At 70.2% G+C, this 23,176-nt stretch carries 21 protein-coding genes; 9 read left to right on the top strand and 12 right to left on the bottom strand.

All coding sequences use genetic code 11. From position 1 onward, the window contains the following. Position 1: 1 nt before the first annotated feature. Genes paaD through paaZ form a run of 5 tightly spaced genes read right to left on the bottom strand, consistent with a single transcriptional unit; the run spans position 2 to position 4,706 of the window. The gene (gene paaD, locus AB0878_RS12240; RefSeq protein ID WP_366579142.1) at positions 2-493 is read right to left on the bottom strand and encodes a 1,2-phenylacetyl-CoA epoxidase subunit PaaD; all 492 of its coding nucleotides are present in this window, start codon (positions 491-493) and stop codon (positions 2-4) included. Then, the gene (gene paaC / locus AB0878_RS12235) at positions 487-1,383 is read right to left on the bottom strand and encodes a 1,2-phenylacetyl-CoA epoxidase subunit PaaC (protein ID WP_366579140.1); all 897 of its coding nucleotides are present in this window, start codon (positions 1,381-1,383) and stop codon (positions 487-489) included. The genes paaD and paaC overlap by 7 nt, the downstream gene beginning before the upstream one ends. A 7-nt stretch (positions 1,384-1,390) precedes the next feature. Continuing rightward, on the bottom strand, positions 1,391-1,675 hold the full coding sequence (gene paaB, locus AB0878_RS12230) for a 1,2-phenylacetyl-CoA epoxidase subunit PaaB (RefSeq protein ID WP_366579138.1): 285 nt from the start codon (positions 1,673-1,675) through the stop codon (positions 1,391-1,393). Continuing rightward, positions 1,672-2,682 (bottom strand): 1,2-phenylacetyl-CoA epoxidase subunit PaaA, encoded by a 1,011-nt coding sequence (gene paaA / locus AB0878_RS12225; RefSeq protein ID WP_366579137.1) that lies wholly within the window; start codon positions 2,680-2,682, stop codon positions 1,672-1,674. The genes paaB and paaA overlap by 4 nt, the downstream gene beginning before the upstream one ends. After that, positions 2,679-4,706, bottom strand: coding sequence for a phenylacetic acid degradation bifunctional protein PaaZ (gene paaZ, locus AB0878_RS12220; RefSeq protein ID WP_366579135.1), 2,028 nt, complete (start codon positions 4,704-4,706; stop codon positions 2,679-2,681). The genes paaA and paaZ overlap by 4 nt, the downstream gene beginning before the upstream one ends. A 228-nt stretch (positions 4,707-4,934) precedes the next feature. Here paaZ and paaI point away from each other — a divergent pair, with 228 nt between their 5' ends. From paaI to AB0878_RS12205, 3 genes are read left to right on the top strand one after another with little or no spacing between them, the layout of a single operon-like run. Then, positions 4,935-5,330: a hydroxyphenylacetyl-CoA thioesterase PaaI gene (paaI, locus tag AB0878_RS12215; protein WP_366579359.1), complete on the top strand. Its 396-nt coding sequence runs from the start codon at positions 4,935-4,937 to the stop codon at positions 5,328-5,330. Next, complete coding sequence (gene paaK / locus AB0878_RS12210) at positions 5,327-6,610, top strand: phenylacetate--CoA ligase PaaK (RefSeq protein WP_366579133.1); 1,284 nt, start codon at positions 5,327-5,329, stop codon at positions 6,608-6,610. The genes paaI and paaK overlap by 4 nt, the downstream gene beginning before the upstream one ends. Then, positions 6,607-7,200, top strand: a complete 594-nt coding sequence (locus AB0878_RS12205) for a TetR/AcrR family transcriptional regulator (RefSeq protein ID WP_366579131.1) — start codon at positions 6,607-6,609, stop codon at positions 7,198-7,200. Before paaK ends, AB0878_RS12205 begins: the two co-directional genes overlap by 4 nt. Before the next feature lie 56 nt (positions 7,201-7,256). On the opposite strand, the gene AB0878_RS12200 is transcribed toward AB0878_RS12205, so the two are convergent. Continuing rightward, a complete protein-coding gene (locus AB0878_RS12200) occupies positions 7,257-7,562 on the bottom strand; it encodes a hypothetical protein (RefSeq protein ID WP_366579130.1) in 306 nt (101 codons plus the stop codon). A 197-nt stretch (positions 7,563-7,759) separates the two neighbouring features. On the opposite strand from AB0878_RS12200, the gene AB0878_RS12195 reads away from it, so the two are divergent. After that, complete coding sequence (locus tag AB0878_RS12195; RefSeq protein WP_366579128.1) at positions 7,760-8,425, top strand: helix-turn-helix domain-containing protein; 666 nt, start codon at positions 7,760-7,762, stop codon at positions 8,423-8,425. Here AB0878_RS12195 and AB0878_RS12190 read toward each other — a convergent pair. Continuing rightward, positions 8,352-9,401, bottom strand: coding sequence for an AraC family transcriptional regulator (locus AB0878_RS12190; protein ID WP_366579126.1), 1,050 nt, complete (start codon positions 9,399-9,401; stop codon positions 8,352-8,354). The two genes, AB0878_RS12195 and AB0878_RS12190, sit on opposite strands and share 74 nt — an antisense overlap. A gap of 81 nt (positions 9,402-9,482) precedes the next feature. Between AB0878_RS12190 and AB0878_RS12185 the strand changes: the two genes are divergently transcribed. The 3 genes from AB0878_RS12185 to AB0878_RS12175 all read left to right on the top strand — a co-directional run bounded on the left by AB0878_RS12185 (position 9,483) and on the right by AB0878_RS12175 (position 13,824). Continuing rightward, complete coding sequence (locus tag AB0878_RS12185; protein WP_366579124.1) at positions 9,483-10,571, top strand: winged helix DNA-binding domain-containing protein; 1,089 nt, start codon at positions 9,483-9,485, stop codon at positions 10,569-10,571. Positions 10,572-10,651: 80 nt separating this feature from the next. Next, entirely contained in the window at positions 10,652-12,115 is a 1,464-nt protein-coding gene (locus AB0878_RS12180; protein ID WP_366579123.1) for an NAD(P)/FAD-dependent oxidoreductase, read from the top strand. Next, positions 12,112-13,824: a GMC family oxidoreductase gene (locus AB0878_RS12175; protein ID WP_366579121.1), complete on the top strand. Its 1,713-nt coding sequence runs from the start codon at positions 12,112-12,114 to the stop codon at positions 13,822-13,824. Before AB0878_RS12180 ends, AB0878_RS12175 begins: the two co-directional genes overlap by 4 nt. 229 nt (positions 13,825-14,053) lie before the next feature. On the opposite strand, the gene AB0878_RS12170 is transcribed toward AB0878_RS12175, so the two are convergent. Further along, on the bottom strand, positions 14,054-15,487 hold the full coding sequence (locus AB0878_RS12170) for a glycosyl hydrolase family 18 protein (RefSeq protein ID WP_366579120.1): 1,434 nt from the start codon (positions 15,485-15,487) through the stop codon (positions 14,054-14,056). 244 nt (positions 15,488-15,731) lie between these two features. Here AB0878_RS12170 and AB0878_RS12165 point away from each other — a divergent pair, with 244 nt between their 5' ends. After that, complete coding sequence (locus tag AB0878_RS12165) at positions 15,732-18,131, top strand: Tex family protein (RefSeq protein ID WP_366579118.1); 2,400 nt, start codon at positions 15,732-15,734, stop codon at positions 18,129-18,131. 2 nt (positions 18,132-18,133) lie between these two features. On the opposite strand, the gene AB0878_RS12160 is transcribed toward AB0878_RS12165, so the two are convergent. Both AB0878_RS12160 and AB0878_RS12155 read right to left on the bottom strand, forming a co-directional pair. Continuing rightward, the gene (locus AB0878_RS12160) at positions 18,134-18,640 is read right to left on the bottom strand and encodes a GNAT family N-acetyltransferase (RefSeq protein WP_366579116.1); all 507 of its coding nucleotides are present in this window, start codon (positions 18,638-18,640) and stop codon (positions 18,134-18,136) included. Positions 18,641-18,730: 90 nt separating this feature from the next. Continuing rightward, the gene (locus AB0878_RS12155; protein ID WP_366579114.1) at positions 18,731-19,936 is read right to left on the bottom strand and encodes a helix-turn-helix domain-containing protein; all 1,206 of its coding nucleotides are present in this window, start codon (positions 19,934-19,936) and stop codon (positions 18,731-18,733) included. A gap of 107 nt (positions 19,937-20,043) precedes the next feature. On the opposite strand from AB0878_RS12155, the gene AB0878_RS12150 reads away from it, so the two are divergent. Beyond that, positions 20,044-20,457: a hypothetical protein gene (locus AB0878_RS12150; RefSeq protein WP_366579113.1), complete on the top strand. Its 414-nt coding sequence runs from the start codon at positions 20,044-20,046 to the stop codon at positions 20,455-20,457. Between the two features lie 44 nt (positions 20,458-20,501). Here AB0878_RS12150 and AB0878_RS12145 read toward each other — a convergent pair whose 3' ends face one another. Then, positions 20,502-21,218: an alpha/beta hydrolase gene (locus tag AB0878_RS12145; protein ID WP_366579111.1), complete on the bottom strand. Its 717-nt coding sequence runs from the start codon at positions 21,216-21,218 to the stop codon at positions 20,502-20,504. Between the two features lie 127 nt (positions 21,219-21,345). Then, positions 21,346-23,058 (bottom strand): acyl-CoA dehydrogenase, encoded by a 1,713-nt coding sequence (locus tag AB0878_RS12140; protein ID WP_366579110.1) that lies wholly within the window; start codon positions 23,056-23,058, stop codon positions 21,346-21,348. Between the last annotated feature and the right edge of the window lie 118 nt (positions 23,059-23,176).

The following is a 23,176-nucleotide window of genomic DNA, read 5'->3' as shown; positions in this document are numbered from 1 at the left end:
CTCAGATCTCCTTGACGTGTTCGAACGGTTCCAGGCACGCGCGGCAGCGGCGCAGCGCCCGGCACGCGGTGGCGCTGAACCGCGACTGCTCCACCGTGTCGAGCGACCCGCAGTGCGGGCACGCGATGCGCGACACGGGCGGTGACAACGTGAGCGGCACCGGTCCACTCGCCCGCCGCGGGGCGGCACCCGGCGGCGCGATGCCGGCCTCGGCGAGCTTGCGCCGCCCGTCGGCCGAGATCCAGTCGGAGGTCCACGCCGGTTCGAGCACCGTGCGGATCTCGACGTCGGCGTAGCCGGCGCCCAGCAGCGCGTGCTCCAGGTCGTCGCGCATGGTGTCCATGGCCGGGCAGCCGGTGTAGGTGGGGGTGATGGCCACCGTCACGCGACCGTCCTCTTCGGACACCGACCGCAGCACGCCGAGGTCGGCGAGCGTGAGCATCGGCAGCTCCGGGTCGGTCACCGTGGCGGCCACGGCCAGCGCGGTCACCATGTCGCGTCCGGCATCGCCCGCGCCACGCTCTGCAGCTGCGCCAGCAGGAACCCCATCTGCTCCGTGTGGACGCCGTCGCGCCCGGTCCGGCCGGACACGCCGGCCACGGCACCGGAAGTCGGCCGCTCCAGCGTCGCCGCGGCCAGCACCTGGTCGAGCACGACGTCGAACTCCGGGCGCAAAGTAGCCGCGTCCACCAGCTCCAGCGGGTGCGTCTTGAACAGCTCGTCGACGTACGGCCACACCGCGTCGAGGCCCTCCTGCATCCGCTCGTGCGACAGTTCGGTGCCGTCGCCGAGGCGGACGACCCACTGCGCCGCGTAGTCGCGGTGGTAGGCCAGCTCCTTCACGCCCTTGGCCGCGATCGCCGAGAGCACTGGGTCCACACTGGACTCCGCCGACGTACTCCCTCCTGCGGAGGCGGCATCGGACTCGAGCTGCTGCAGCAACGCCAGCCGCCAGGTCGAGAACACGAGCAGCCGCGCCATCAGGTGGCCGAAGTGGCCCCCACCGAGCTCGGCGAGCCGGACATTGCGGAACTCGTGCTCGGCCCGCAGGAACGCGAGCGTGTCCTCCGAGCGGTCGGTGCCGTCGGCCTTGCCGGCGCGCGCCAACAGCAGGCGGGCCTGGCCGAGCAGGTCGAGGCCGATGTTGGCGATCGCCACCTCGTCTTCGAGCTCCGGCGCGTTCGTGACCCACTCCTGGAGGCGGTGGGAGAACACCAGCGCGTCGTCACCCAGCATCAGGCAGTACGCGGCCAACGCCGAAGCATCCAGCGAAGGCGGAACGGAAGTGTCCACACCGGACAGCGGGTCGGCGAAGCCGGTGCCGAAGGCCCACCGGGCGTCGTTGTCCTCGGTGATGGCCTCGTAGACGTTGTCGAAGGACATCAAGGCCTCACATGTGCGGAACGTTGTCGGGAATGTCGTAGAACGTCGGGTGCCGGTACACCTTGTCGCCGCTGGGCGCGAAGAACGGGTCCTTCTCGTCCGGCGAGGACGCGGTGATGTCCGAAGCGCGCACGACCCAGATCGACACGCCCTCGTTGCGCCGCGTGTAGAGGTCACGGGCGTTGTGCAGCGCCATCTGGTCGTCCGCGGCGTGCAGCGAGCCCACGTGCACGTGGTTCAGGCCGCGCTTGCCCCGCACGAACACCTCGTACAACGGCCAATCGTGCTTCATCGCGAACCTTCCTCTGTTTCCTGGGGCCGAGCCCCAGACCCCGGCCGGGGGGCGAGCCCCCCTGGACCCCCCAACTGCGATTTGGCAGCGTGTGCCACAGCGGCCTCACGCACCCAGGCACCGTCGTCGTGGGCCTGCTTCCGATGCGCAACGCGCTGCTTGTTGCACGGGCCGTTGCCCTGCAACACGTTCTTGAACTCGTCCCAGTCGACGGCACCGAAGTCGTAGTGCTCGCGATCGGCGTTCCAGCGCAGGTCGGGGTCCGGGAATGTGACGCCCAGCGCCTCCGCCTGCGGCACCGACATGTCGACAAAACGCTGCCGCAGCTCGTCGTTGGTGTGCCGCTTGACCTTCCACGCCATGGACTGCGCGGTGTTCGGCGACTCCGCGTCGGGCGGCCCGAACATCATCAGCGACGGCCACCACCAGCGGTTCACGGCCTCCTGCACCATATCGCGCTGCTGCTGCGTGCCGCGCATCATCGTCATCAGCAGCTCGTACCCCTGCCGCTGGTGGAACGACTCTTCCTTGCAGATCCGGATCATCGCCCGCGCGTACGGCCCGTACGACGACCGGCACAGCGGCACCTGGTTGCAGATCGCCGCGCCGTCGACCAGCCAGCCGATCACGCCGACGTCGGCGAAGGTCAGCGTCGGGTAGTTGAAGATCGACGAGTACTTCTGCCGGCCGCTGATCAGCTTGTCGGTGAGGTCCGCGCGGTCCGCGCCCAGCGTGGCCGCCGCCGAGTACAGATAGAGCCCGTGGCCGGCCTCGTCCTGCACCTTCGCGAGCAGGATCGCCTTGCGCCGCAAGGAAGGCGCGCGCGTGATCCAGTTGCCCTCGGGTTGCATGCCGATGATCTCCGAGTGCGCGTGCTGCGCGATCTGGCGGATCATCGTCTTGCGGTAGCCCTCGGGCACCCAGTCGCGCGGCTCGATGCGCTGGTCGCGCTCGATGGTGTGCTCGAAATGGCCGAGCAGGTCTTCTTCGGAAGCGACAGCGGTCACGGCTGCTCCTTCGAAACGAGCGTCAGCACGTCGTACTTCGCCACGGAATCGCCGGTCTGGTTCACGACGTCGGCGTCCCAGCGGACCTCGCCGTACTCCTGGTCGATGCGCGGGGTGATCTGCTTGGCGGTCAGCGTCACGGTGAGCGCGTCGCCTTCCTTGACCGGCGTGAGGAACCGCAGGTTCTCCAGGCCGTAGTTGGCGAGCACCGGGCCCGGCTCCGGCGAGACGAACAGGCCGGCGGCGAACGACACGACCAGGTAGCCGTGGGCGACGATGCCGCCGAACAGCGGGTTCGCCGCCGCGGCGGCCTCGTCGGTGTGGGCGTAGAACGTGTCGCCGGTGAACTCGGCGAAGTGGTCGATGTCGGCGCGGGACACCGTGCGCGGGCCCGCCACCACGGAGTCGCCGACGCGCAGCTCGGCCAGCGACTTGCGGAACGGGTGGTCACCTTCCACGCGCGGCGCGCCCTCGATCCAGCGGCCGGTGACGGTGCTGAGCACCTTCGGGCTGGCCTGCACGGCCGTGCGCTGCATGTGGTGCAGCACGCCGCGGATGCCGCCCATCTCCTCGCCACCGCCGGCGCGACCGGGACCCCCGTGCACGAGCTGCGGCATCGGCGAGCCGTGGCCCGTCGACTCCTTCGCGTCGTCGGCGTCGAGCACCAGCAGCCGGCCGTGGTACGGCGCGACGCCCAGCACGATCGTCCGCGCGAACTCCGGGTCGCCGGTGACGATCGACCCGGCGAGGCTGCCGCCGCCGCGCGCGGCGAACTCGATGACCTGCTCGATCGAGGTGTAGGGCATCAGCGTGGACACCGGCCCGAACGCCTCGACCTCGTGCGGCTCCGAACGCTGCGGGTCGGCCTTCAGCAGCACCGGCGACACGAACGCGCCGGTCGACTCGTCGGCGCCGACCACGTCGACGTGCTCCAGGTCGCCGTAGACGACGCTGCCGGCGTCGAGCAGGGCCTTGAGCGAGCGGCGGACCTCTTCGCGCTGCTCCAGGCTGGCCAGCGCACCCATGCGCACGCCCTCGGCGGTCGGGTTGCCGACCACGACCTTCGCCAGGCGCGCGCTCGCGGCCTCGGCGACGTCGTCGAGCATCTCTTCCGGCACGAACGCGCGGCGGATCGCGGTGCACTTCTGGCCGGCCTTCACGGTCATCTCCGTGACCAGCTGCTTCACGAACAGATCGAACTCCGGCGTGCTCGGCCGCGCGTCGGGCGCGAGGATCGAGCAGTTCAGCGAGTCGGCCTCCGCGTTGAAGCGCACGGAGTTGCGCACGACCGCCGGGTGCGCGCGCAGCTTCTGCGCGGTGGACGCGGAACCGGTGAACGACACCAGGTCCTGCGCGGTCACGTGGTCGAGCAGGTCGCCGACGCTGCCGGCGATGAACTGCAGCGAGCCCTCGGGCAGGATGCCGGAGTCGATGATCAGCTCGACGAGCTTCGCGGTGAGGTACGCCGTCTGGCTCGCGGGCTTGATCAGGCTCGGCACCCCGGCGAGGAACGCGGGCGCGAACTTCTCCAGCGGCCCCCACACCGGGAAGTTGAACGCGTTGATCTGGATCGCGACGCCGTGCAGCGGCACGGCGACGTGCTGCGCGACGAAGGTGCCGCCCTTGCTCAGCGGCTCCACCGCACCGTCGATGTACACGGTGTCGTTGGGCAGCTCACGCTTGCCCTTCGAGGCGTAGCTGAACAGCACACCGATGCCGCCGTCGACGTCGAACTTCGAGTCGCCCAGCGTGGCGCCGGTGCGCGCCGACACCGCGTAGAGCTCCTCGCGGTGCTCGCGCAGGTGCGACGCGAGGGCCTTGAGCAGGGCCGCACGCTGGTGGAACGTGAGCTCACGCAGGGCGGGACCGCCCACGCGGCGGCCGTAGTCGAGCGCGCCGGCGAAATCGACGCCGGTCGACGAGACGCGCGCGACCTCCTCGCCGGTCGCCGCGTCGTGCAGCGGCGTCCCCTCGTCCGTCGCCGTGTGCCAGCCGCCGGAGACGTAGCTGCGGAGCAAAACCATGGGGCCCGACCCTCTCGCCGTGTCGCGCGGTGTGGCACCCGCGCGGAATTACCAACCGGACGTTCAGTAATTCCATCGTAGCCGCTCCTGGCTCTGATCGGAAGTCCTGCTGCTTGACAGCGAACCTGCCGCACATCTTTACTAACCGCAGGTCTTCATTACCGGCCATTCGGTCAGTTACTCACGGGGAGGTCGCCCGACGTGACGGCGCGCAACGCGGCCCACGCCATGTTCGACACCGACGAGGCGTCGAAGGGCCTGGGCATCGAGCTCGTGGAGGCCGCCGACGGGCGCGCGACCGCCACGATGAAGGTGACGGAGTCGATGGTCAACGGCCACGACATCGCCCACGGCGGCTACCTGTTCCTGCTCGCCGACACCGCGTTCGCCCTCGCGTGCAACACCCACGGACCGGTCACCGTCGCCGCCGGCGCGGAGATCTCCTTCGTCGCGGCCGGCCGCCTCGGCGACCACCTCACCGCCACGGCCACCGAGCGCACCCGCTACGGCCGCAACGGCATCTACGACGTCACCGTGCACCGGGACACCCCCGAAGGGCCCGAAGTCGTCGCCGAGTTCCGCGGCCGCAGCCGCGTCATCGAGAAGAGCCGGGAAACCCGATGAAAGACACCGCCGAAAAGCTCTCCGCGGACGAGCTCGCCGCCCTCCAGCTCGAGCGTCTCCAGTGGACACTGCGGCACGCCTACGCCAACGTGCCCTTCTACACCAAGAAGTTCGACGAGACGGGCGTGCACCCGGACGACTGCAAGGAACTCGCCGACCTCGCGAAGTTCCCGTTCACCACCAAGGCGGACCTGCGCGACAACTACCCGTTCGGCATGTTCGCCGTGCCGCAGCACGAGATCCGGCGCATCCACGCGTCCAGCGGCACCACCGGCAAGCCCACGGTGGTCGGTTACACCGAGCAGGACATCGACACCTGGGCGACCGTGATGGCGCGCTCGATCCGCGCGGCCGGCGGGCGCCCGGGGCACAAGGTGCACGTGGCCTACGGCTACGGCCTGTTCACCGGCGGGCTCGGCGCGCACTACGGCGCGGAAAAGCTCGGCTGCACGGTGATCCCGGCGTCGGGTGGCATGACCGCGCGCCAGGTGCAGCTGATCACCGACTTCCAGCCCGAGATCATCATGGTGACGCCGTCGTACATGCTCACGCTGCTCGACGAGTTCGAGCGCCAGGGCGTGGACCCGCGGGCCAGCTCGCTCAAGGTCGGAATCTTCGGCGCCGAGCCGTGGACCGAGCAGATGCGCGCGGAGATCGAGGAACGCTTCGCGCTCGACGCCGTGGACATCTACGGCCTGTCCGAGGTGATGGGGCCGGGTGTCGCGCAGGAGTGCGTGGAGACCAAGGACGGCCTGCACATCTGGGAGGACCACTTCTTCCCCGAGGTGATCGACCCGTTCAGCGAAGAGGTGCTGCCGTCGGGCGCGCAGGGCGAGCTGCTGTTCACGTCGCTGACGAAGCAGGCACTGCCGATCATCCGCTACCGCACGCGCGACCTCACGCGGCTGATGCCCGGCACGGCGCGGCCCGCGTTCCGGCGCATGGAGAAGGTGACCGGGCGCAGCGACGACCTCATCATCCTGCGCGGCGTCAACGTGTTCCCGACGCAGATCGAGGAGATCGTGCTGCGGACCGACGCCTTGAGCCCGCACTTCCAGCTGGTGCGCTCGACGCGCGGCCGGCTGGACCACCTGACCGTGCGGGTGGAGGCGCGGCACGACGCGTCGGCGGACGCGCGGACGGCCGCGGTGGCGGCGTTGATCGCGGGTGTGAAGGACGGCGTCGGTGTGACAGTGGCCGTCGACATCGTGGAGCCGGACACCCTGGAGCGTTCGGTTGGCAAGATGCGTCGCGTGATCGACGAACGAGACAAGACGTGACCACCTCTCCGGCCCGGCGGGGGCGGCCCGGATACGACCTGGAGTCCTTGCTGCAGGTCGCGGTGAAGCTGTTCAACGAACGCGGCTACGACGGCACCAGCATGGAAGACCTGTCGCGCAAGCTGGGCATCACGAAGTCCGCCATCTACCACCACGTGCGCAGCAAAGAAGAGCTGCTGCGACTGTCGGTGGACCGGGCGCTCGACGGGCTGTTCGAGGTCGCGGCGTCCACGGAGCAGCTCAACGGGCGCGCGATCGACCGGCTGGAGCACCTCGTGCGCGGCAGTGTGCTGGTGCTCGCCGACCGGCTGCCGTTCGTGACGCTGCTGCTTCGCGTGCGCGGCAACACGAAGGTGGAGCGTTCGGCGCTGGCTCGCCGGCGCGAGTTCGACCGGCTGGTGACGGATCTGGTCAAGCAGGCCGAAGCCGAGGGCGACGTGCGGCCCGATATCGACCCCGCCGTGGCCGCGCGGCTGCTGTTCGGCACGGTGAACTCGCTGATCGAGTGGTACCGGCCGCGCCGGGGTTCCTCGGGCGCGGAGCTGGCGGACGCGGTGTGCAAGATGGCGTTCGACGGTCTGCGCGCCTGAGCCGCGGCGCCGGCCGAGGTGACACCTGTCGCCGGAAAGTCCCACCCGGCGGCGATTCACTCCCCCGTCGTGGTCCTCGGCGGCCGGCGCGCCTGCCAGAGCATGGCGGCACGCAGCTGCTCGATCAGGACCTCGTCGTCCTCTTCGCTCGGTTCGGCGCCCAACGGGATCCAGCGTTCGCTGACGAGGGCACCCTGGTCGTAATTGCTGATGACGATGCCGTCGTAGGACAGGTCCGCCGAGCACTCGCCCGGGCACTCGCCGGCGCAGCAGGATTCGTCCACGCGCACCTGGCGGTGCTGCAAGCGCACGCTGACCCAGCGCCCCGAGGGCTGAGCCGTGCCACCCTCCGCATCGCTCATCTGCTCCTACCCCACCGCGCCCGGCCCCCGTTCGATCCGTCGTCCCAGCGGGCGGCGAAGTTACCGGCCGGTTGTTCCGGTTCAATAACGGCCCAGGTGGACCGTACAAATACCGTCACGCGCAATAGCGGGACACCGTCTTTACGTGCAGTAAACAACTTGTTGACAGCAAGACGGACGACGACAAGGCTGGCACGATGAGCACCGGAACCCGGCCCACGCGGCGCCGGCTGGAACCGGCCGAGCGCAGGGCCGAGATCCTCGCGGTGGCGCGGCGCCTGTTCGGGGCCGGCAGCTACGCGTCAGTGTCCACTTCGGACATCGCGGCGGCCGCGGGGGTGGCGAGGCCCCTGATCAACCACTACTTCGGCGGCAAGCGCGAGCTGTACCTCGAGGTCGTGCGGCAGATGATGATCGTGCCCGCGCCCGTGGTCGAGTCGCTGCCCGAAGGCCCCGTGCGACGCCGGCTGGAGGTCGGCATCGAGCGCTGGATCGACGTGGTCGACCGCAACCGCGACGCGTGGCTCACCGCGATCGGCCCGGAGTCCGCGGGCCGTGACCCCGAGATCGAGCGGATCATGCTGGAGGCGGACGACGTCGCGGCCGACCGCGTGCTGGCCGGCGCCCTGATGACCGACGTCACCGAGGGCCGTGAAGAGCTGCGCGCGATGATCCGGTCGTACGGCGGGATGTTGCGCGCGGCGTCTCGCGAATGGCTGATCCGCGGCACGCTCAACCGCGCCGAGCTGCGGACGTTCCTCGTGGAATCGATCATGGGCCTGCTCGAGGTCACCTACCCGGCCGTGCTCGCGGAGCGGAACGGCGCGCGTAAGCCGCCGGAGTCGTCCCCGTCCACCGCTTGAACGCGTAGATGAAGCTCGACGCCTCGGCGTAACCCAGGCGCAGCGCGACATCCTCGACGGACAACGCACCGGTGTCGAGCATTTCCTCGGCGAGCGTCTGGCGGACCTCGTCCACGAGCTGGCGGTAGCCCGTGCCGGCGTCGGTGAGGCGGCGGCGCAGCGTGCGTGGGCTGACGGCGAGCTGGCGCGCGATCTCGTCCATGCCGGCGTCGACTCCGCCGAGGCGCACCAGGCGTTCGCGCACGAGCTGGGAGATGCCGGACCGTTCGCGGCGGCGGGCCACGAGCGCGTCGCACTGCGCGGCGCACAAGGCCACGGTCTGCTCGTTGGCTTGGGGCAACGGCATCGTGAGGAACGCGGGGTCGAAGCTCGCGCGGTGGCGTTCGGCGCCGAACTCCGGCTCGACGCCGAAGGTGTCCACATAGGACTTCGTGGACGGCGGCGCCGGATGACGGAACTCCAGGCTCCGTGGGGAAATCCCCGGCAGCAGGTCGCGCATCACGGTGTGGATCGCGGCGAGGTCCCTGAGCACGAGGAAACGCGAGACGTCGGCGGGTACGCGTGAATCGTCGAGCACGAGGCTGATCCCGTCCGCGTCGAGCTCCACGTGGGGGATGCAGAAGGTGAAGCTCAAGTCCAGGTAGCGCAACGCGAACAGCATCGCGTCGCGCATCGTCGGGCTGCTGATGCAGGCGAAGCCGAAGATGCCGAACGTCGTCACGCGGTAGCGGCGGCCGAGCTCGAGCGCGAGGTCGTCACCACCGCCGGCGTGCGTGGCGACGGCGCGCACCACGGCCAGCTCCTGCCGCGCGTCGACCTGGCGGTCCGGGCCGGTCAGCGCTTCCCGCGGGGTGCCGGGCAGCAGGTTCGCGGCGGGCACGCCGTGGTCCTCGGCGAAGGCGAGCATGAGCAGCACGCTGGCGGTGCCGCGGGGGAAATCCCAGTCGCGGACCGCGGGGGCTGCCAGCTCTGCCATGGCCGGAATTATGGATCAGGCTCCTCCGGCCGTGCTCGTTGAGGACGCGTTCTGTCCGCAATGCCCATTACGCTCAGGCCCATGAAGCTGAGCCTGCGAGCCCTCAACCGCGCGACGCTGGAGCGGCAGCTGCTGCTGCGCCGGGCGTCGATGCCGGCGCTGGCGGCCGTCGAGCACCTCGCGGGATTGCAGGCGCAGGCGCCGTTCCCGCCGTACTACGCGCTGTGGGCGCGGCTGCACGGCTTCAAGCCGCACGACCTGGCGAAGCTGCTCCTGAACCGCAGCGTGGCGCGGATCGTGCTCATGCGCGGCACCGTGCACCTCGTGACAGCGGCCGACGCGCTGGCGTGGCGCCCGCTCGTGCAGCCGATCATGGACCGCGACCTCCGCACGAACACGCTGCACGCGGCGCGCGTGGCCGGCCTCGACCACGGCGACGTGGCGGCCGTGACGCGCGAACTGCTCGCCGACCGTCCGCACACGAGTGCGCAGCTGGGCGCCGCCCTCGCTGAGAAGTGGCCGGCCCGCGACAGCGACGCGTTGATGCACCTGGCGCGATGCCTGCTGCCGCTGGTGCAGATCCCGCCGCGCGGCGTGTGGGGCCAGGCCGGGCAGCCGACGTACCAGCTCGCGGACCGCTGGCTGGCCGGCACCGAAGCCGTGTCCTCGGCCGAACAGCTCGTGCGGCGCTACCTCGCGGCGTTCGGCCCGGCGACGGTGGCCGACGTGCAGGCGTGGTCGGGCCTGACGAAGCTCGGTGAGGTGGTCGGCGGGATGGACCTGCGCACCTACGTCGACTACGCCGGCCGCAAGCTCTACGACCTGCCCGACGCCACGCTGCCCGGCGAGGACGTGCCCGCGCCGCCGCGGTTGCTGGCGCCGTTCGACCAGCCGCTGCTCGCCTACGCCGATCGCACCCGGGTGATCCGCGACGAGCACCGCAAGCGCGTGATCAGCCAGAACGGTCTGGTCAAGGGCACGCTGCTCGTCGGCGGGTTCGTGAAGGGCGCCTGGGACCTCAAGACCACCCGCGACACGGCCACGCTGGTGCTCACGCCGTACGAACGGCTGCCGAAGCGCGACGCGGCCGCGTTGGAGAGCTCCGGCAAGCGGCTGCTGACCTGGGCCGAACCCGGGCTGCGCCACGACGTGCGGCTCCTGTCGGCGTAATTCCGCACTGGCCGGAATTCTCGATTTTCTGACCGTTCGTGTCCTTCCACCTCGGCGGACGCGTCGGTAACTTGCTCAGGATGGGTGACACGGCAAGGACGCCGTCGGTGCTGATCGTGGGCACCGGGTTCGGCGGGGTCGGCACGGCGATCGAGCTGAAGCGCGCCGGCTTCCACGACTTCACGATCCTCGAGCGCGCGAGCGAGCCCGGCGGGGTGTGGCGCGAGAACACCTACCCCGGCGCGGCGTGCGACATCCCGTCGCCGCTGTACTCGTTCTCGTACGCCCCCAACCCCCACTGGCCCAAGCGGTTCTCGATGCAGCCCGACATCCACGCCTACCTCAAGCGCGTGGTGGCCGACTACGACCTCGGCCCGCACATCCGTTACGGCCAGGAGGTCACGGCCGCGACGTTCGACGAGGGCCGCTGGCGCGTCGAGACGGCGGGCGGCGAGACGTTCGAGGCCGACGTGTTCGTGCCGGCCGTCGGGCAGCTGTCGCGGCCGGTGCTGCCCGATATCGCGGGGCGCGACAGCTTCGAGGGTGTCGCGTTCCACTCCGCACAGTGGAACCACGAGGCGGACCTGGACGGCAAGCGCGTCGCCGTGATCGGCACCGGGGCGAGCGCGATCCAGTTCGTGCCCGAGCTGCAGAAACGCGCCGGCAAGCTCACGATCTTCCAGCGCACGGCGCCCTACATCATGGCCAAGAACGACACGCGGTACGCGCGCTGGCAGAAGCGCCTGTTCGAACGTCTCCCGGCGACGCAGCTGCTCGGCCGCCTGCGGATCTTCCTGCTCGCCGAGTACGCGACGTACGCGATGACGCGCCACCCCGTGCTGGCGAAGGCGTTCGAGCTGCGGACGGCACAGCTGCGGCACAAGTACATCAAGGATCGCGCGCTGCGCCGGAAGCTGACGCCGAAGTACCCGTTGGGCTGCAAGCGGATCCTGTTCACCAACGACTACCTGCCCGCGCTCGCGCAGCCGAACGTGGAGGTCGAGACCGGCCGGATCCGCGAGATCACGCCGCGGGGCGTGCGCACCGAAGACGGCGTGGAGCACGAAGCCGACGTGATCGTGTACGGCACCGGCTTCAACGCCACCGACTTCCTCGGCTCGATGAAGGTGCTGGGCCTCGACGGGCGCAGCCTCGACGACGCGTGGCGCGGCGGCGCGCGCGCGTACCTGGGCATGACGGTGCCCGGCTTCCCCAACCTGTTCTGCGTCTACGGCCCCAACACCAACCTCGGCGCGGGCTCCATCATCTACATGATCGAGCGGCAGGCGCGCTACATCCGCCAGGCCGTGGAACAGCTCGCGCGGCCCGGGGTGTCCTATGTGGACGTGCGGCCCGAGGTGGAGGAACGCTACGACCGCGAGGTGCAGCAGCGGCTGGGCCACAGCGTGTGGAGCGCGTGCACCAGCTGGTACCGCCAGGCCGACGGGCGCGTGAGCACCAACTGGCCCGGCCTCGTGACAGAGTACGACCGCAGGACCCGGGTGCTCGACCCGGCCGACTTCAGGGTGGTGGCCTCGTCTTGAACAACCCGGTCTTGAACACCGACTACGACGTGCTCGTGATCGGCTCGGGTTTCGGCGGCAGCGTCACGGCGTTGCGCCTCACGGAGAAGGGCTACCGCGTCGGCGTGCTGGAAGCCGGGCGCCGCTTCGCCGACGACGAGTTCGCCAAGACGTCGTGGCGGCTGCGGAAGTACCTGTGGGCCCCGAAACTCGGCCTGTACGGCATCCAGCGGCTCACGTTGCTGAAGAACACCTTCGTGATGAGCGGCACCGGCGTCGGCGGTGGCTCGCTCGTCTACGCGAACACGCTGTACGAGCCGCCGGACGCGTTCTACCAGGACAAGCAGTGGGCGCACATCACGGACTGGAAGGACGAGCTGGCGCCCTACTACGACCAGGCCAAGCGGATGCTGGGCGTGGTCGAGAACCCGCTCACGACGCCGGCCGACGAGGTGCTGCGCGAGGTCGCGGACGACATGGGCATCGGCCACACCTACCGCCGCACGCCCGTCGGCGTGTACTTCGGCTCGGCCCCGGGTGAGGAGTCACCCGACCCGTTCTTCGGCGGCGCCGGCCCCGCGCGGCGCGCCTGCACGCACTGCGGCGAGTGCATGACCGGCTGCCGCGTCGGCGCGAAGAACACGACCGTGAAGAACTACCTCTACCTCGCCGAACAGGCCGGCGCCGAGGTGCACCCGTTGACGACGGTGGTCTCCGTGCGCCCGGTCGACGGCGGCTACGCGATGGACACCGAACGCACCGGCCGCTGGGTCCGGCGCGGCTGGCGCACCTTCACCGCGCGCGAGGTCGTCTTCTCCGCCGCGGCTCTGGGCACGCAACGGCTTCTGCACCAGCTGCGCGACAACGGCACGCTCCCGGGCCTGTCCCCACGGCTCGGCTTGTTGGCGCGCACCAACTCCGAGGCGGTGCTCGCCGCGCGTTCGCTGCGCAAGGACACCGACTACACGCGCGGCGTCGCCATCACGTCGTCGATCCACCCGGACGCGGTCACCCACGTCGAGCCCGTGCGCTACGGCAAGGGCAGCAACGTCATGGGCCTCATGGCCACCGTCCTCGTGGACGCCGAACCCGGCAAACGCCGGTGGGCGCTGGGCCTTCGCGAACTGGCGCGGCGCTGGCGGCAGCTGCCGCGCCTGCACAACCCGCGGCACTGGTCGGAACGCATGATCGGCCTGCTCGTGATGCAGACGCTCGACAACTCCGTGACCACGTACACGAAACGGGGCCTGCTCGGCCGCCGCATGACCACCCGGCAAGGCACCGGCGAACCCAGCCCCGACTGGATCCCCGCCGGCCACGAGGTGACTCGCCGCGTCGCCGCGAAGATCGGCGGCCTCCCGCAGGGCGCCTGGACCGACCTCGCCAACACCCCGATCACCGGCCACTTCATCGGCGGCTGCGCCATCGGCGACTCCCCCGACACCGGCGTCGTCGACCCCTACCAGCGCGTCTACGGCCACCCCGGCCTCCACATCGTCGACGGCTCGACGATCTCGGCCAACCTGGGCGTGAACCCGTCCCTGACGATCACCGCCCAGGCCGAACGCGCCCTGGCACTGTGGCCGAACAAGGGCGAAGCGGATCCGCGCCCGGCTCTCGGCGAGCCATACCGCCGGATCGCGCCGGTGGCGCCCCACAAGCCGACGGTGCCCTCGACCGCGCCGGGCGCTTTGCACCTCCCGATCGTCGACGTCCGGATCGGCCGCTGACCACTCCCCAGCCACCACACAAACCGCCGTCGATCACCAAACACCACTTGACCAGCGGATTCAACAATCCCTCAACACATCCACCAACCACCACCAGGCACGCTTGCGACGTCGCACGCGCTCACCCCCCTCTGGGCACGTGCACTGGGGGTGTCTTGAAAGGAGCTCCCGCGACGACGCCCTCCCTGCCGTCGCGGGAGTCCTTCCAAGGTCTTGTCCGACAGCGCCCCTAAGGCAGATTCGTGAGCGCGGCTCCCACGGTGTTCGCGAACGCGTACCCGGCGGACGCGTCCCAGTTGATCGACCAGGTCATGGCACCGCGGATCGCCGGGTACGTGGCCGAGGGTTTGAAGCCGGCGCAGCTCGTGCCGCGGGCGAGGCAGTTGAGGGCCGCCACCACGTTCGACGGAGCCTGGTAGCCGCCGCCCGCCGAGCCGGAAGCCGGCAGGCCGAGCGCCACCTGGTCGGCTCGCAGACCACCCTGGAGCTGGATGCACGCCAGCGCCGTCAGGAAGTCGACCGTGGCCTGCGCGTAAACCTGGCCATTGCAGCCGAGCATGGTGCCCGAGTTGTAGTACTGCATGTTGACGACCGTGAGGATGTCCTTGATCCCCAGCGCGAGCTGGAAGTAGCCGCCCTGCGTGGACTGCATGTCGATCGTCTGCGGCGCCATCGTGATGATCGAGCCGCCGCCGTTGTGGATGCTGCGCAGCGCCTGGCCCATGTAGGTGGCGTTGATGCCGTTCTCGAGGTCGATGTCCACGCCGTCGAAGCCGTAGCTCGAGATCAGCGACTTCACGGAGTTGGCGAAGTTGTTCGCCGACGAGGAGTCGCTGACGTTGATCGTGCCGTTCTGGCCGCCGACGGAGATGATCACCTTCTGGCCGCGCGCCTGCACGGTCTTGATGTCGGCGCGGAACTGCGCGTCGGTGTAGCCGCCGAGCTGCGACGACAGGCCGGGGTCGAGCGTGAAGTTCACGGCGCCCGGCGTGCCCGTGGCGTCGGCGAAGGCCACGGCGATGATGTTGTAGCGCGTGGGCACGTCGGCCAGCCGCAGCGCCTTGGCGCCGTTGTAGAAGTTCTGCCGGTAGCCCGTGAGCACGTGCTTGGCCAGGTCACCGGTGGTGGGCGGCTGCGACGTGGTGGGCGTGGTCGGGGTCGTCGACGGCGTGGTGGGCGTCGTCGGCGTGGTCGGGGTCGTGGGCGGCGGGGTGCCGGGACCGTCGAGGTTGACGTCGTCGGCCAGGTAGGCCGGCTGCCCGTACCAGCCGTGCAGGTACACGGTGATGCTCGTGGACGCGCCGGTGGTGAAGTTCACCGAGAGCTGGCTCCAGCCGCTCGTGCCGGGCGTCCAGGTGCTGGTGTCGGCGCCGCCGGTGCCGGAGACGCCCAGGTAGACGTAGCTGCCCTGTACCCAGGCGGACAGCTGGTAGGCGGTGTTCGCCTTCACCGTCACCTGCTGCGAGCACTGGGCGGTGTCGGACGACGAAGGCGCGGCGCTCAGCGCCTTGGTGCCGCCGTGGGCGCCACTGGACACCACGGAGGCGGAACCACTGCAGGTCCAGCCGGAGAGGCTGCCGCTTTCGAAGCCGGGATTGGCGAGGATGTTGGCCGCCGAGGCGCTTCCACTCAGGGCAACGGTGACACCGAGGCACGTGGCCACGGTGGCGATCAGGGCGCCGATCGCGAGTTTGGGTCTGCGGGACGGACGTGGGGATGGGGACCGTTTGGAGAACACAGCGAGACCTCCACGAAAGAGTGAGGCAGGTCACCACAAAGTGGACTAGACCAATCTCGGTGTCAAGGAACCGTTCGGGCGTCGCTTCGACGGGGCCATACGAAAGTCGCAGCGCGCCGGGCGGCAGAATGCTCGGCACGGGACACCGAGACGGAGCAGGAGCCTGGTTGTGAGCGTGCAGTCGGTCGAGGAACGGATCGCCGAAGAGCTGGGGGTGCGCGAAGGGCAGGTCAAGGCGGCCGTCGATCTCCTCGACGGCGGGTCGACCGTGCCGTTCATCGCCCGGTACCGCAAGGAAGTCACCGGGATGCTCGACGACGCGCAGCTGCGCACGCTCGAGGAACGGCTGCGCTACCTGCGGGAACTCGACGAGCGGCGCGTCGCCGTGCTGGAGTCGATCCGCACGCAGGGCAAGCTCGACGAGGCGCTCGAGGCCCAGATTTTGGCCGCGGACACGAAGTCGCGCCTGGAAGACATCTACCTGCCCTACAAGCCGAAGCGACGGACGAAGGCGCAGATCGCCCGTGAGGCCGGTCTGGAACCGCTGGCCGACGGCCTCATGAACGACCCGAACACCGACCCGCAGGCCGCGGCCGCGGTGTTCGTCGACGCCGACAAGGGCGTGGCCGACGCACAGGCCGCGCTCGACGGCGCCCGCTCGATCCTCGTGGAGCGCTTCGCGGAAGACGCCGACCTGATCGGCGAGCTGCGCGAGAAGATGTGGACCGAGGGCCACATCGCGTCGAAGGTCCGCGCGGGCAAGGAGGAGGAAGGCGCGAAGTTCGCCGACTACTTCCAGTTCTCCGAGCCGTACACGAAGCTCCCCTCGCACCGCATCCTCGCGATGCTGCGCGGCGAGAAGGAGGAAATCCTCGACCTGTCGATGGAGCCCGAGGAGCCGGCCGCGGAGGACGCCGAGCCGCGCGTGGGCCCGACGCAGTACGAGCAGCGCATCGCGCAGAAGTTCGGCATCACACAGGAGGGCCGGCCCGCCGACAAGTGGCTCGGCGACACCGTGCGCTGGGCCTGGCGCACCAAGATCCTCCTGCACCTGGGCATCGACCTGCGGATGCGGCTGCGTCAGTCGGCCGAGGACGACGCCGTGCGCGTGTTCGCGGCGAACCTGCGCGACCTGCTGCTGGCCGCCCCGGCCGGCACGCGCGCGACGATGGGCCTCGACCCGGGCTTCCGCACCGGTGTGAAGGTGGCCGTGGTCGACGCGACCGGCAAGGTCGTGGACACGCACGTGATCTACCCGCACCAGCCGGCGAACAAGTGGGACCAGTCCATCGCCGAGCTGGCCGCGTTGTCGGCGAAGCACCACGTGGACCTGATCTCGATCGGCAACGGCACCGCGTCGCGCGAGACGGACAAGCTGGCGCAGGAGCTGATCAAGAAGCACCCCGAGCTGAAGCTCACGAAGGCCGTGGTCAGCGAGGCGGGCGCGTCGGTGTACTCCGCGTCGGCGTTCGCGTCGCAGGAGCTACCCGGGATGGACGTGTCGCTGCGTGGCGCGGTCTCGATCGCGCGCCGGCTGCAGGACCCGCTGGCCGAGCTGGTGAAGATCGACCCGAAGTCGATCGGCGTCGGGCAGTACCAGCACGACCTGTCCGAGGTGTCGCTGTCGCGCTCGCTCGACGCCGTGGTGGAGGACTGCGTGAACGCGGTCGGCGTGGACGTGAACACCGCGTCCGCTCCCCTGCTCACCCGCGTTTCGGGCATCACCACCGGGCTCGCGGAGAACATCGTGGCCCACCGCGACACCAACGGTCCGTTCAAGTCGCGCACGGCGTTGAAGGAGGTCGCGCGGCTCGGGCCGAAGGCGTTCGAGCAGTGCGCGGGCTTCCTGCGCATCCCGGACGGCGACGACCCGCTCGACGCGTCCTCGGTGCACCCCGAGGCCTACCCGGTCGTGCGGCGAATCCTCGACCGCACCGGCTCCGGCATCCGCGAGCTGATCGGCAACGCGCGCACGCTGCAGGCGCTCAAGCCGGCCGAGTTCGTGGACGAGACCTTCGGGCTCCCGACCGTCACGGACATCCTGACCGAGCTGGAAAAGCCCGGCCGCGACCCGCGTCCGGCGTTCAAGACGGCCACCTTCGCCGAGGGCGTGGACAAGATCGGTGACCTCAAGCCGGGCATGCGGCTGGAGGGCGTGGTCACGAACGTGGCGGCGTTCGGTGCCTTCATCGACGTCGGCGTGCACCAGGACGGCCTGGCCCACGTTTCGGCGCTGTCGAAGAACTTCGTGAAGGACCCGCGCGACGTCGTGAAGCCCGGCGACATCGTGAAGGTGAAGGTGCTCGACGTCGACGTGCCGCGCAAGCGGATCTCGCTGACGCTGCGCCTGGACGACGAGCCGGGTGCTTCGTCGCAGGACCGTCGTGGTGGCGGGGGCGGCGGCCGTGACCGTGGTCAGGGCGGCGGCCAGGGCGGCGGCGGTCAGCGGCGGGGCCAGCAGGGCAACCGCGGCGGTGGCGGTGGCGGTGGCGGTCGTGACCGCGGGGGCAACTCCGGCGGGAGCGGCGCCATGGCCGACGCGCTGCGGCGCGCCGGATTCGGCAAGTAGCGTCAGCGGGTCCGCGACCAGCGGTTTTCGCCGTCGTGCCACTCGTCGGTGGGCGTGAGCCCGGCGGCGGTGGCCACAGCGGCGGAAGCCCGGTGCCCAGGGTGGATGTGGGCGAAGACGGCGGCCACGGGCTGCCGGGCGAGCCAGGCGACCAGCCCCTGGGCGGCTTCGGTGGCGATGCCCTGGCCTTGCCACGGCGTCCCCACCACCCAGGCGATCTCGGCTCCGGCGGAATTCACGGTCGCCTGGACCGTGCCCGTCAGGCAGCCGTCGCCGCGAAGCCGGATCACCCAGTTCAGCCAGGTCACGGCCGGGTCGGGAGAACCGGCGGTCAGGCGCTGGTAGCGCGAGCGCAGGGCTTCCGGGGTGTCCGGGGTGCCGCCGATGAAGGTGTGCAGCGCCGGATCGGCCAGGACCCGCGCCATCTCGTCGGCGTGTTCCACGAGCAGTGGCAACAGGTCGAGCCGCGCGGTGGTGATGGCCTCGGCTTCGAGACAGGGTGTGGTCACGGCGCGCCGGCGTAGCCGCGCCGGGTTCGCGGACCGGTCAACACGTGAGGTCCGCCGGCTCGTCCCGGCGATCAGCGCGCGCAGGTTGCGTCACTCCGCCATTCCCAGCAACGCGGCCTCGAGCGCCAGCAGGATTTCCGCGGTGGCCTTCGGGTCGCTGAGGGAGCGACCGGTGGCCGACTCGATCCGCCGCAGCCGGTGGCGGACCGTGTTGGGGTGGCAGAACAAAACCGCCGCGGCGCCCGACGCCGATCCCCCGTTGTCCCGCCACGCGGCCAGGGTTTCGAGGAGGACCTTGCTGTGCTCGACGGGCAGGTCGAGGATCGGCCCGAGCACGGCCTGCCGGACTCGCTGCATCGCGTCGGGCGCGCTGACCGCCGCGACGGCGAGGGGAAAGTCGTCGAACATCGTGACGCGTGGGGTGCCGGCGACCGTGCTCGCCAGGGCGATGCGCGCGAACCGCAGCGCGGCCGCCGTCTCCGTCAGCGTCAGGTACGGCGGGCTGACGCCGATCCGGCTGCGGGCCGAGTCCGTCAGGGTCGACGCGAGCGGGCGCAGGTCGGCGTCGTTCTCGAAACGGACGATGCCGATCTGCGCGTCGGGCGTCAGCCGCCAGGCCGACCCGATGCGTCGCGCCCGCAGGCGGTTTTCGATGCCGGGCAACGCTTCCTGGGCCAGTTGCACCGATTCGGCCGCGACCACGACGAACGGCCCGCGCTTGGGCAGGCGAAGCACGTCCGCGACTTCCCAGACGGACGTCTCGTGCAGCGGCCGTCCCTCCAGGAGGGCCCCGACGAGGGCCGACCGCTCGCCTTCGTTCCGCAGCACCAGCGCCATCGTCGCCTCGCGGTGCGCGGCGGCCATCTCCTCGGCGAAGGTGTCGTGGGCGGACCACAGGTCGGAGGCCGCGTCCACCAGCGCCTGGTCGGAGACCTGTTCCTGCGCGCGGGCGTGCAGCACGAGGCTGTGCCAGATCTGGCTGAACAGAACGCGGAACGCCGCCATGACCACCGACAGCGGCACCCCCTGCTCGGCTCGGAGGGCGCCAGTGGTCCGGGCCGCCGCGACGTCGGCGAACCGGTCCTCGTGCAGGGACCGCAGGACGTACTCGAGGTTGCCCTGCACGGATCGCCTCAGGTCGTCGGCCGAGACGACAGTGTGCGTGGAGTAGAACTCGACGCGGGCTTCGATCGCGGACGCGATCTCGTCCGCGAACTCCTCGATGGTGCCCAGCAGCCGTCCGGCGAGTGCCACGAGCTCCGGGTCGGGCCCGCTCGTGGCCTCGCGTCGCGTCACCTGGTCAGCTTAGAGCTAGTGCCTCGTCGGGAAACGTTGATTACTCGGTGGCAGGTTCGGACGCGAACGCCGCCCGCGTTGCGCCATGGGGCGCTAGATTCGGGCGGGTGCGCAGGCTGATCGTCGCGGTGGTGTTGCTCGGGCTGCTGTCGGCGGCGTGCTCCCGGTCAGTGGTGCCCGACCAGGGACCGACGGTGGCCCCGGCCGGGTACTCGCTGCCCAAGGGGGCCGAACACGTGGTCAGTCCGGGGATGGATCCGGACCTCACGGTCGAGCTGCCCGTGGGCGGGTTGGTCAAGCTGGACGACGACACTGCCCAGCGCGCCCTGGACGCTCGGATCTGGTCGGTGCTCCGGCTGGCCCAGGTGTACGGCAAGACCTCGATCTACCAGGCGGTCGCGCCGGGCAAAGTGGGCTTGGTGATCGCCGCGCACGGTTACCCGTGCCCGCCGCGCGCGGTGGACTGCGCCGTGGACACCAAGGGGCCGTTGAAGCTGCTGGTGGTCGTCACCCCGACCTAGTGCCTCGTCGAGCACCGTTGATCAGGTGAGGCACCAGCTCTGCTTCAGGCCCCGGCAGCGGCGACGATCAAGTCGATCGTCTCGGCCGGTTTGCTGATCATCGCGACGTGCGAACTGGCGACCTCCACCGTCTGCGCTCCGGCGCGCTTCGCCATGACCCGCTCGGCCTCCGGCGGGATCGTGGCGTCGTCGGCGGCCACGAGGTACCAGCTCGGGATGGTCCGCCAGCCGGGCACGCCGGACGGGGTGGACAGGCAGGACAGCGCGAACCCGCGCTGAGCGACCGCCATGAACGCGGCAAGATCGGCGTCCACGTCGGCGCAGAACAGCCGGTGGAAGGACTCCAGGTCGATGTACCCGTCGGCGTCGCCCTCGGGCGCGCCCGGGTACGGGCGCCGGACCAGGCGTTCCCCGAGCTCGGACGTCCCGCCGCCGAGCGCGAAGGAGTCGAGCAACGTCTCCCCCTCGTCCGGCGCGAACGCGGCGATGTAGACCAGCGCCCGCACGTTCGGGTTGCCCGTGCTCGCGTTGGTGATCACGCAGCCGCCGTAAGAGTGGCCGACCAGCACGACGTCGCCGCCGATCGTCGACACGAAGTCCCGGAGGTAGTCGGCGTCGGCGGCGACTCCGCGCAGGGGGTTGGCCGGCGCGAAGACCGGATACCCGCGTTCGCGCAGGCCGGCGGCCACGGCCTGCCAGCCTGACGCGTCCGCGAAGGCGCCGTGGACCAGGACGACGGTGGGTAGTGCGGGAGCGCTCATGAGGAGCCTCGTTCCTGTGGTCGAGTGAAAGGGGTTGCCTGCTCACCGTGCAGCAGGGCCGGCGCGGAGGCGATGTTCCCGGCCAACCGGAACGAGGCTTTTTGTTGTCCGTGCGGACAACGGGTCCCTAGGCGTTCATCTCGTACGTCCCGGAGAGGTCGCGCACCACTGTCCACACGCGAGCGAAGCGGTCGGCGTCCACGACGGGCTTGCGCAGGGCCGCCAGCGCCAGCTCCTGCTGCTTGTCCGTGGAGCTCGCCTTGCCGTTGAGGTCCACGGCGGCCGCGCTGAAGTCCTGCACCAGCACGGCGAAGAGCTGGTCCACGACGTCGTCGGGCTCGCCCGTGAGCTCGGCCTGCTCCAGGATCAGCTGGCCGTAGACGACGAGGGTGAACAGCTCCGTCAGCGCCAGCCCGAAGTCCAGGTCGGCCTGCTGCGCCTCGTCCGGCGCGGCTTCGGTGAGCAGGCGCACGAGGTGCTCGGCCTGCTCGCGGAACAGCGCGACGTTCGGGAGGTGCGACGCCTTGGCGTAGGCCGTTTTCCAGTCGTGGAAGCGCACCTTCGACAGGCCGCGCGCCGGGCCCTGGCGGAAGAGGAACTCGTCGTCCGCGGCGTCGTCGCGGGTCGGCACCGGGGCGTAGTCCTGGGGCGCGAAGAGGTACGCGGGCATGAACTTCGCGATCAGCGCGAGGTTCACCGCCACCGTGCCCTCCAGCTTGGGCAGGCCGTCGATGTCGTTCTTGGCCATGGCGAGGTAGGTGTCGGCTTCGAAGCCCTTGGCCGCCACGACGTCGGCGACCAGGCCGATCACCTTCTGCGCCTGCGTGGTCACCTTCATCTTGGTGATGGGGTTGAACAGCAGGTAGCGGCGGTCGTCCGGGCCGGCGGAGCGGAAGTAGTCGACAGCGCGGTCGGAGAACAGCTTCATGCCCACCAGCCGCGCGTAGGCCTCCACGAACTCGCGCCGCACGTGCGGGAAGTCGGTGACGGGCTTGCCGTAGAGGACGCGGTTGTGGACGTGGGTGATGGCCTCGTACAGCGAGTGCGTGGCCATGCCGATGCCGCCGAAGCACAGGTTGAACTTGCCGATGTTCACGGTGTTGAGCGCGGCGCTGAAGGCCTCCGCGCCGACGTGGAGGAGGTCCTCGGCGTGGACCGGGTAGTCCTCGAGCCGGAACTCCGCGACGAACATCTGCGAGGGCACGATGTTCTTCACCACGTGGTAGTTCGGGTGCGTCGAGTCGGCGTAGAAGAACACGTACTGGTCCGGGCTCTCGACGCCGTCGATGCGGCCGAAGACCGACACCGTGCGGGCGACGTTGCCGTTGCCGATGTAGTACTTCGAGCCGTTGGCGCGGTAGCCGCCCTCGCCGTCGGGCGTGAGCACGAGGTCGGAGGAGTAGATGTCGGCGCCGTGGTCCTTTTCGGACAGTCCGAACGCGCCGACGCCGCCCGCGTCCAGCGCGTCGGCCGCCCGCTTGCGCGCGACCTCGTTGCCGCTCTGCCACACCGGGCCGAGCCCGAGGATGGTGACCTGCCACGGGTACCAGTAGTTGAGGCCGTAGAAGCCGAGGATTTCCGACAGCGCGGCCACGCGGCTGGTGTCCCAGCGCTTGTCCGGCGCGCCGTCGGCGGCCGCGGCTGGGGTGAGGAAGGTGGCGAAGAGGCCTTCCTTGCCGGCGAACTCGAGGAAGTCCGCGTAGAAGGTGCGGTTGTGGTAGTCCTCGGTGAGCTTGCGCTTGCCGCGTGACTCGAACCACTCGATCGTGGCCAGCAGCAGGCGCCGGGTCTCCGGGTCGAACGACTGCGGGTCGTAGGCCCGCGGGTTGAGCAGCGGCATGGCTCTCCTCCGTGATTACCGACGGGTAACTTAGCAAGGGGCCGGGGTGCGGGCAAACTCACTCGGCCCTTTGTGCACGTTGAGCTATACTGATCTTGCGGTCCGCTCAGTTCTGCCT

The sequence above is a fragment of the Amycolatopsis sp. NPDC047767 genome, assembly GCF_040704195.1.
Classification (GTDB): domain Bacteria; phylum Actinomycetota; class Actinomycetes; order Mycobacteriales; family Pseudonocardiaceae; genus Amycolatopsis.
This window is presented reverse-complemented; position numbering and strand designations above follow the sequence as displayed.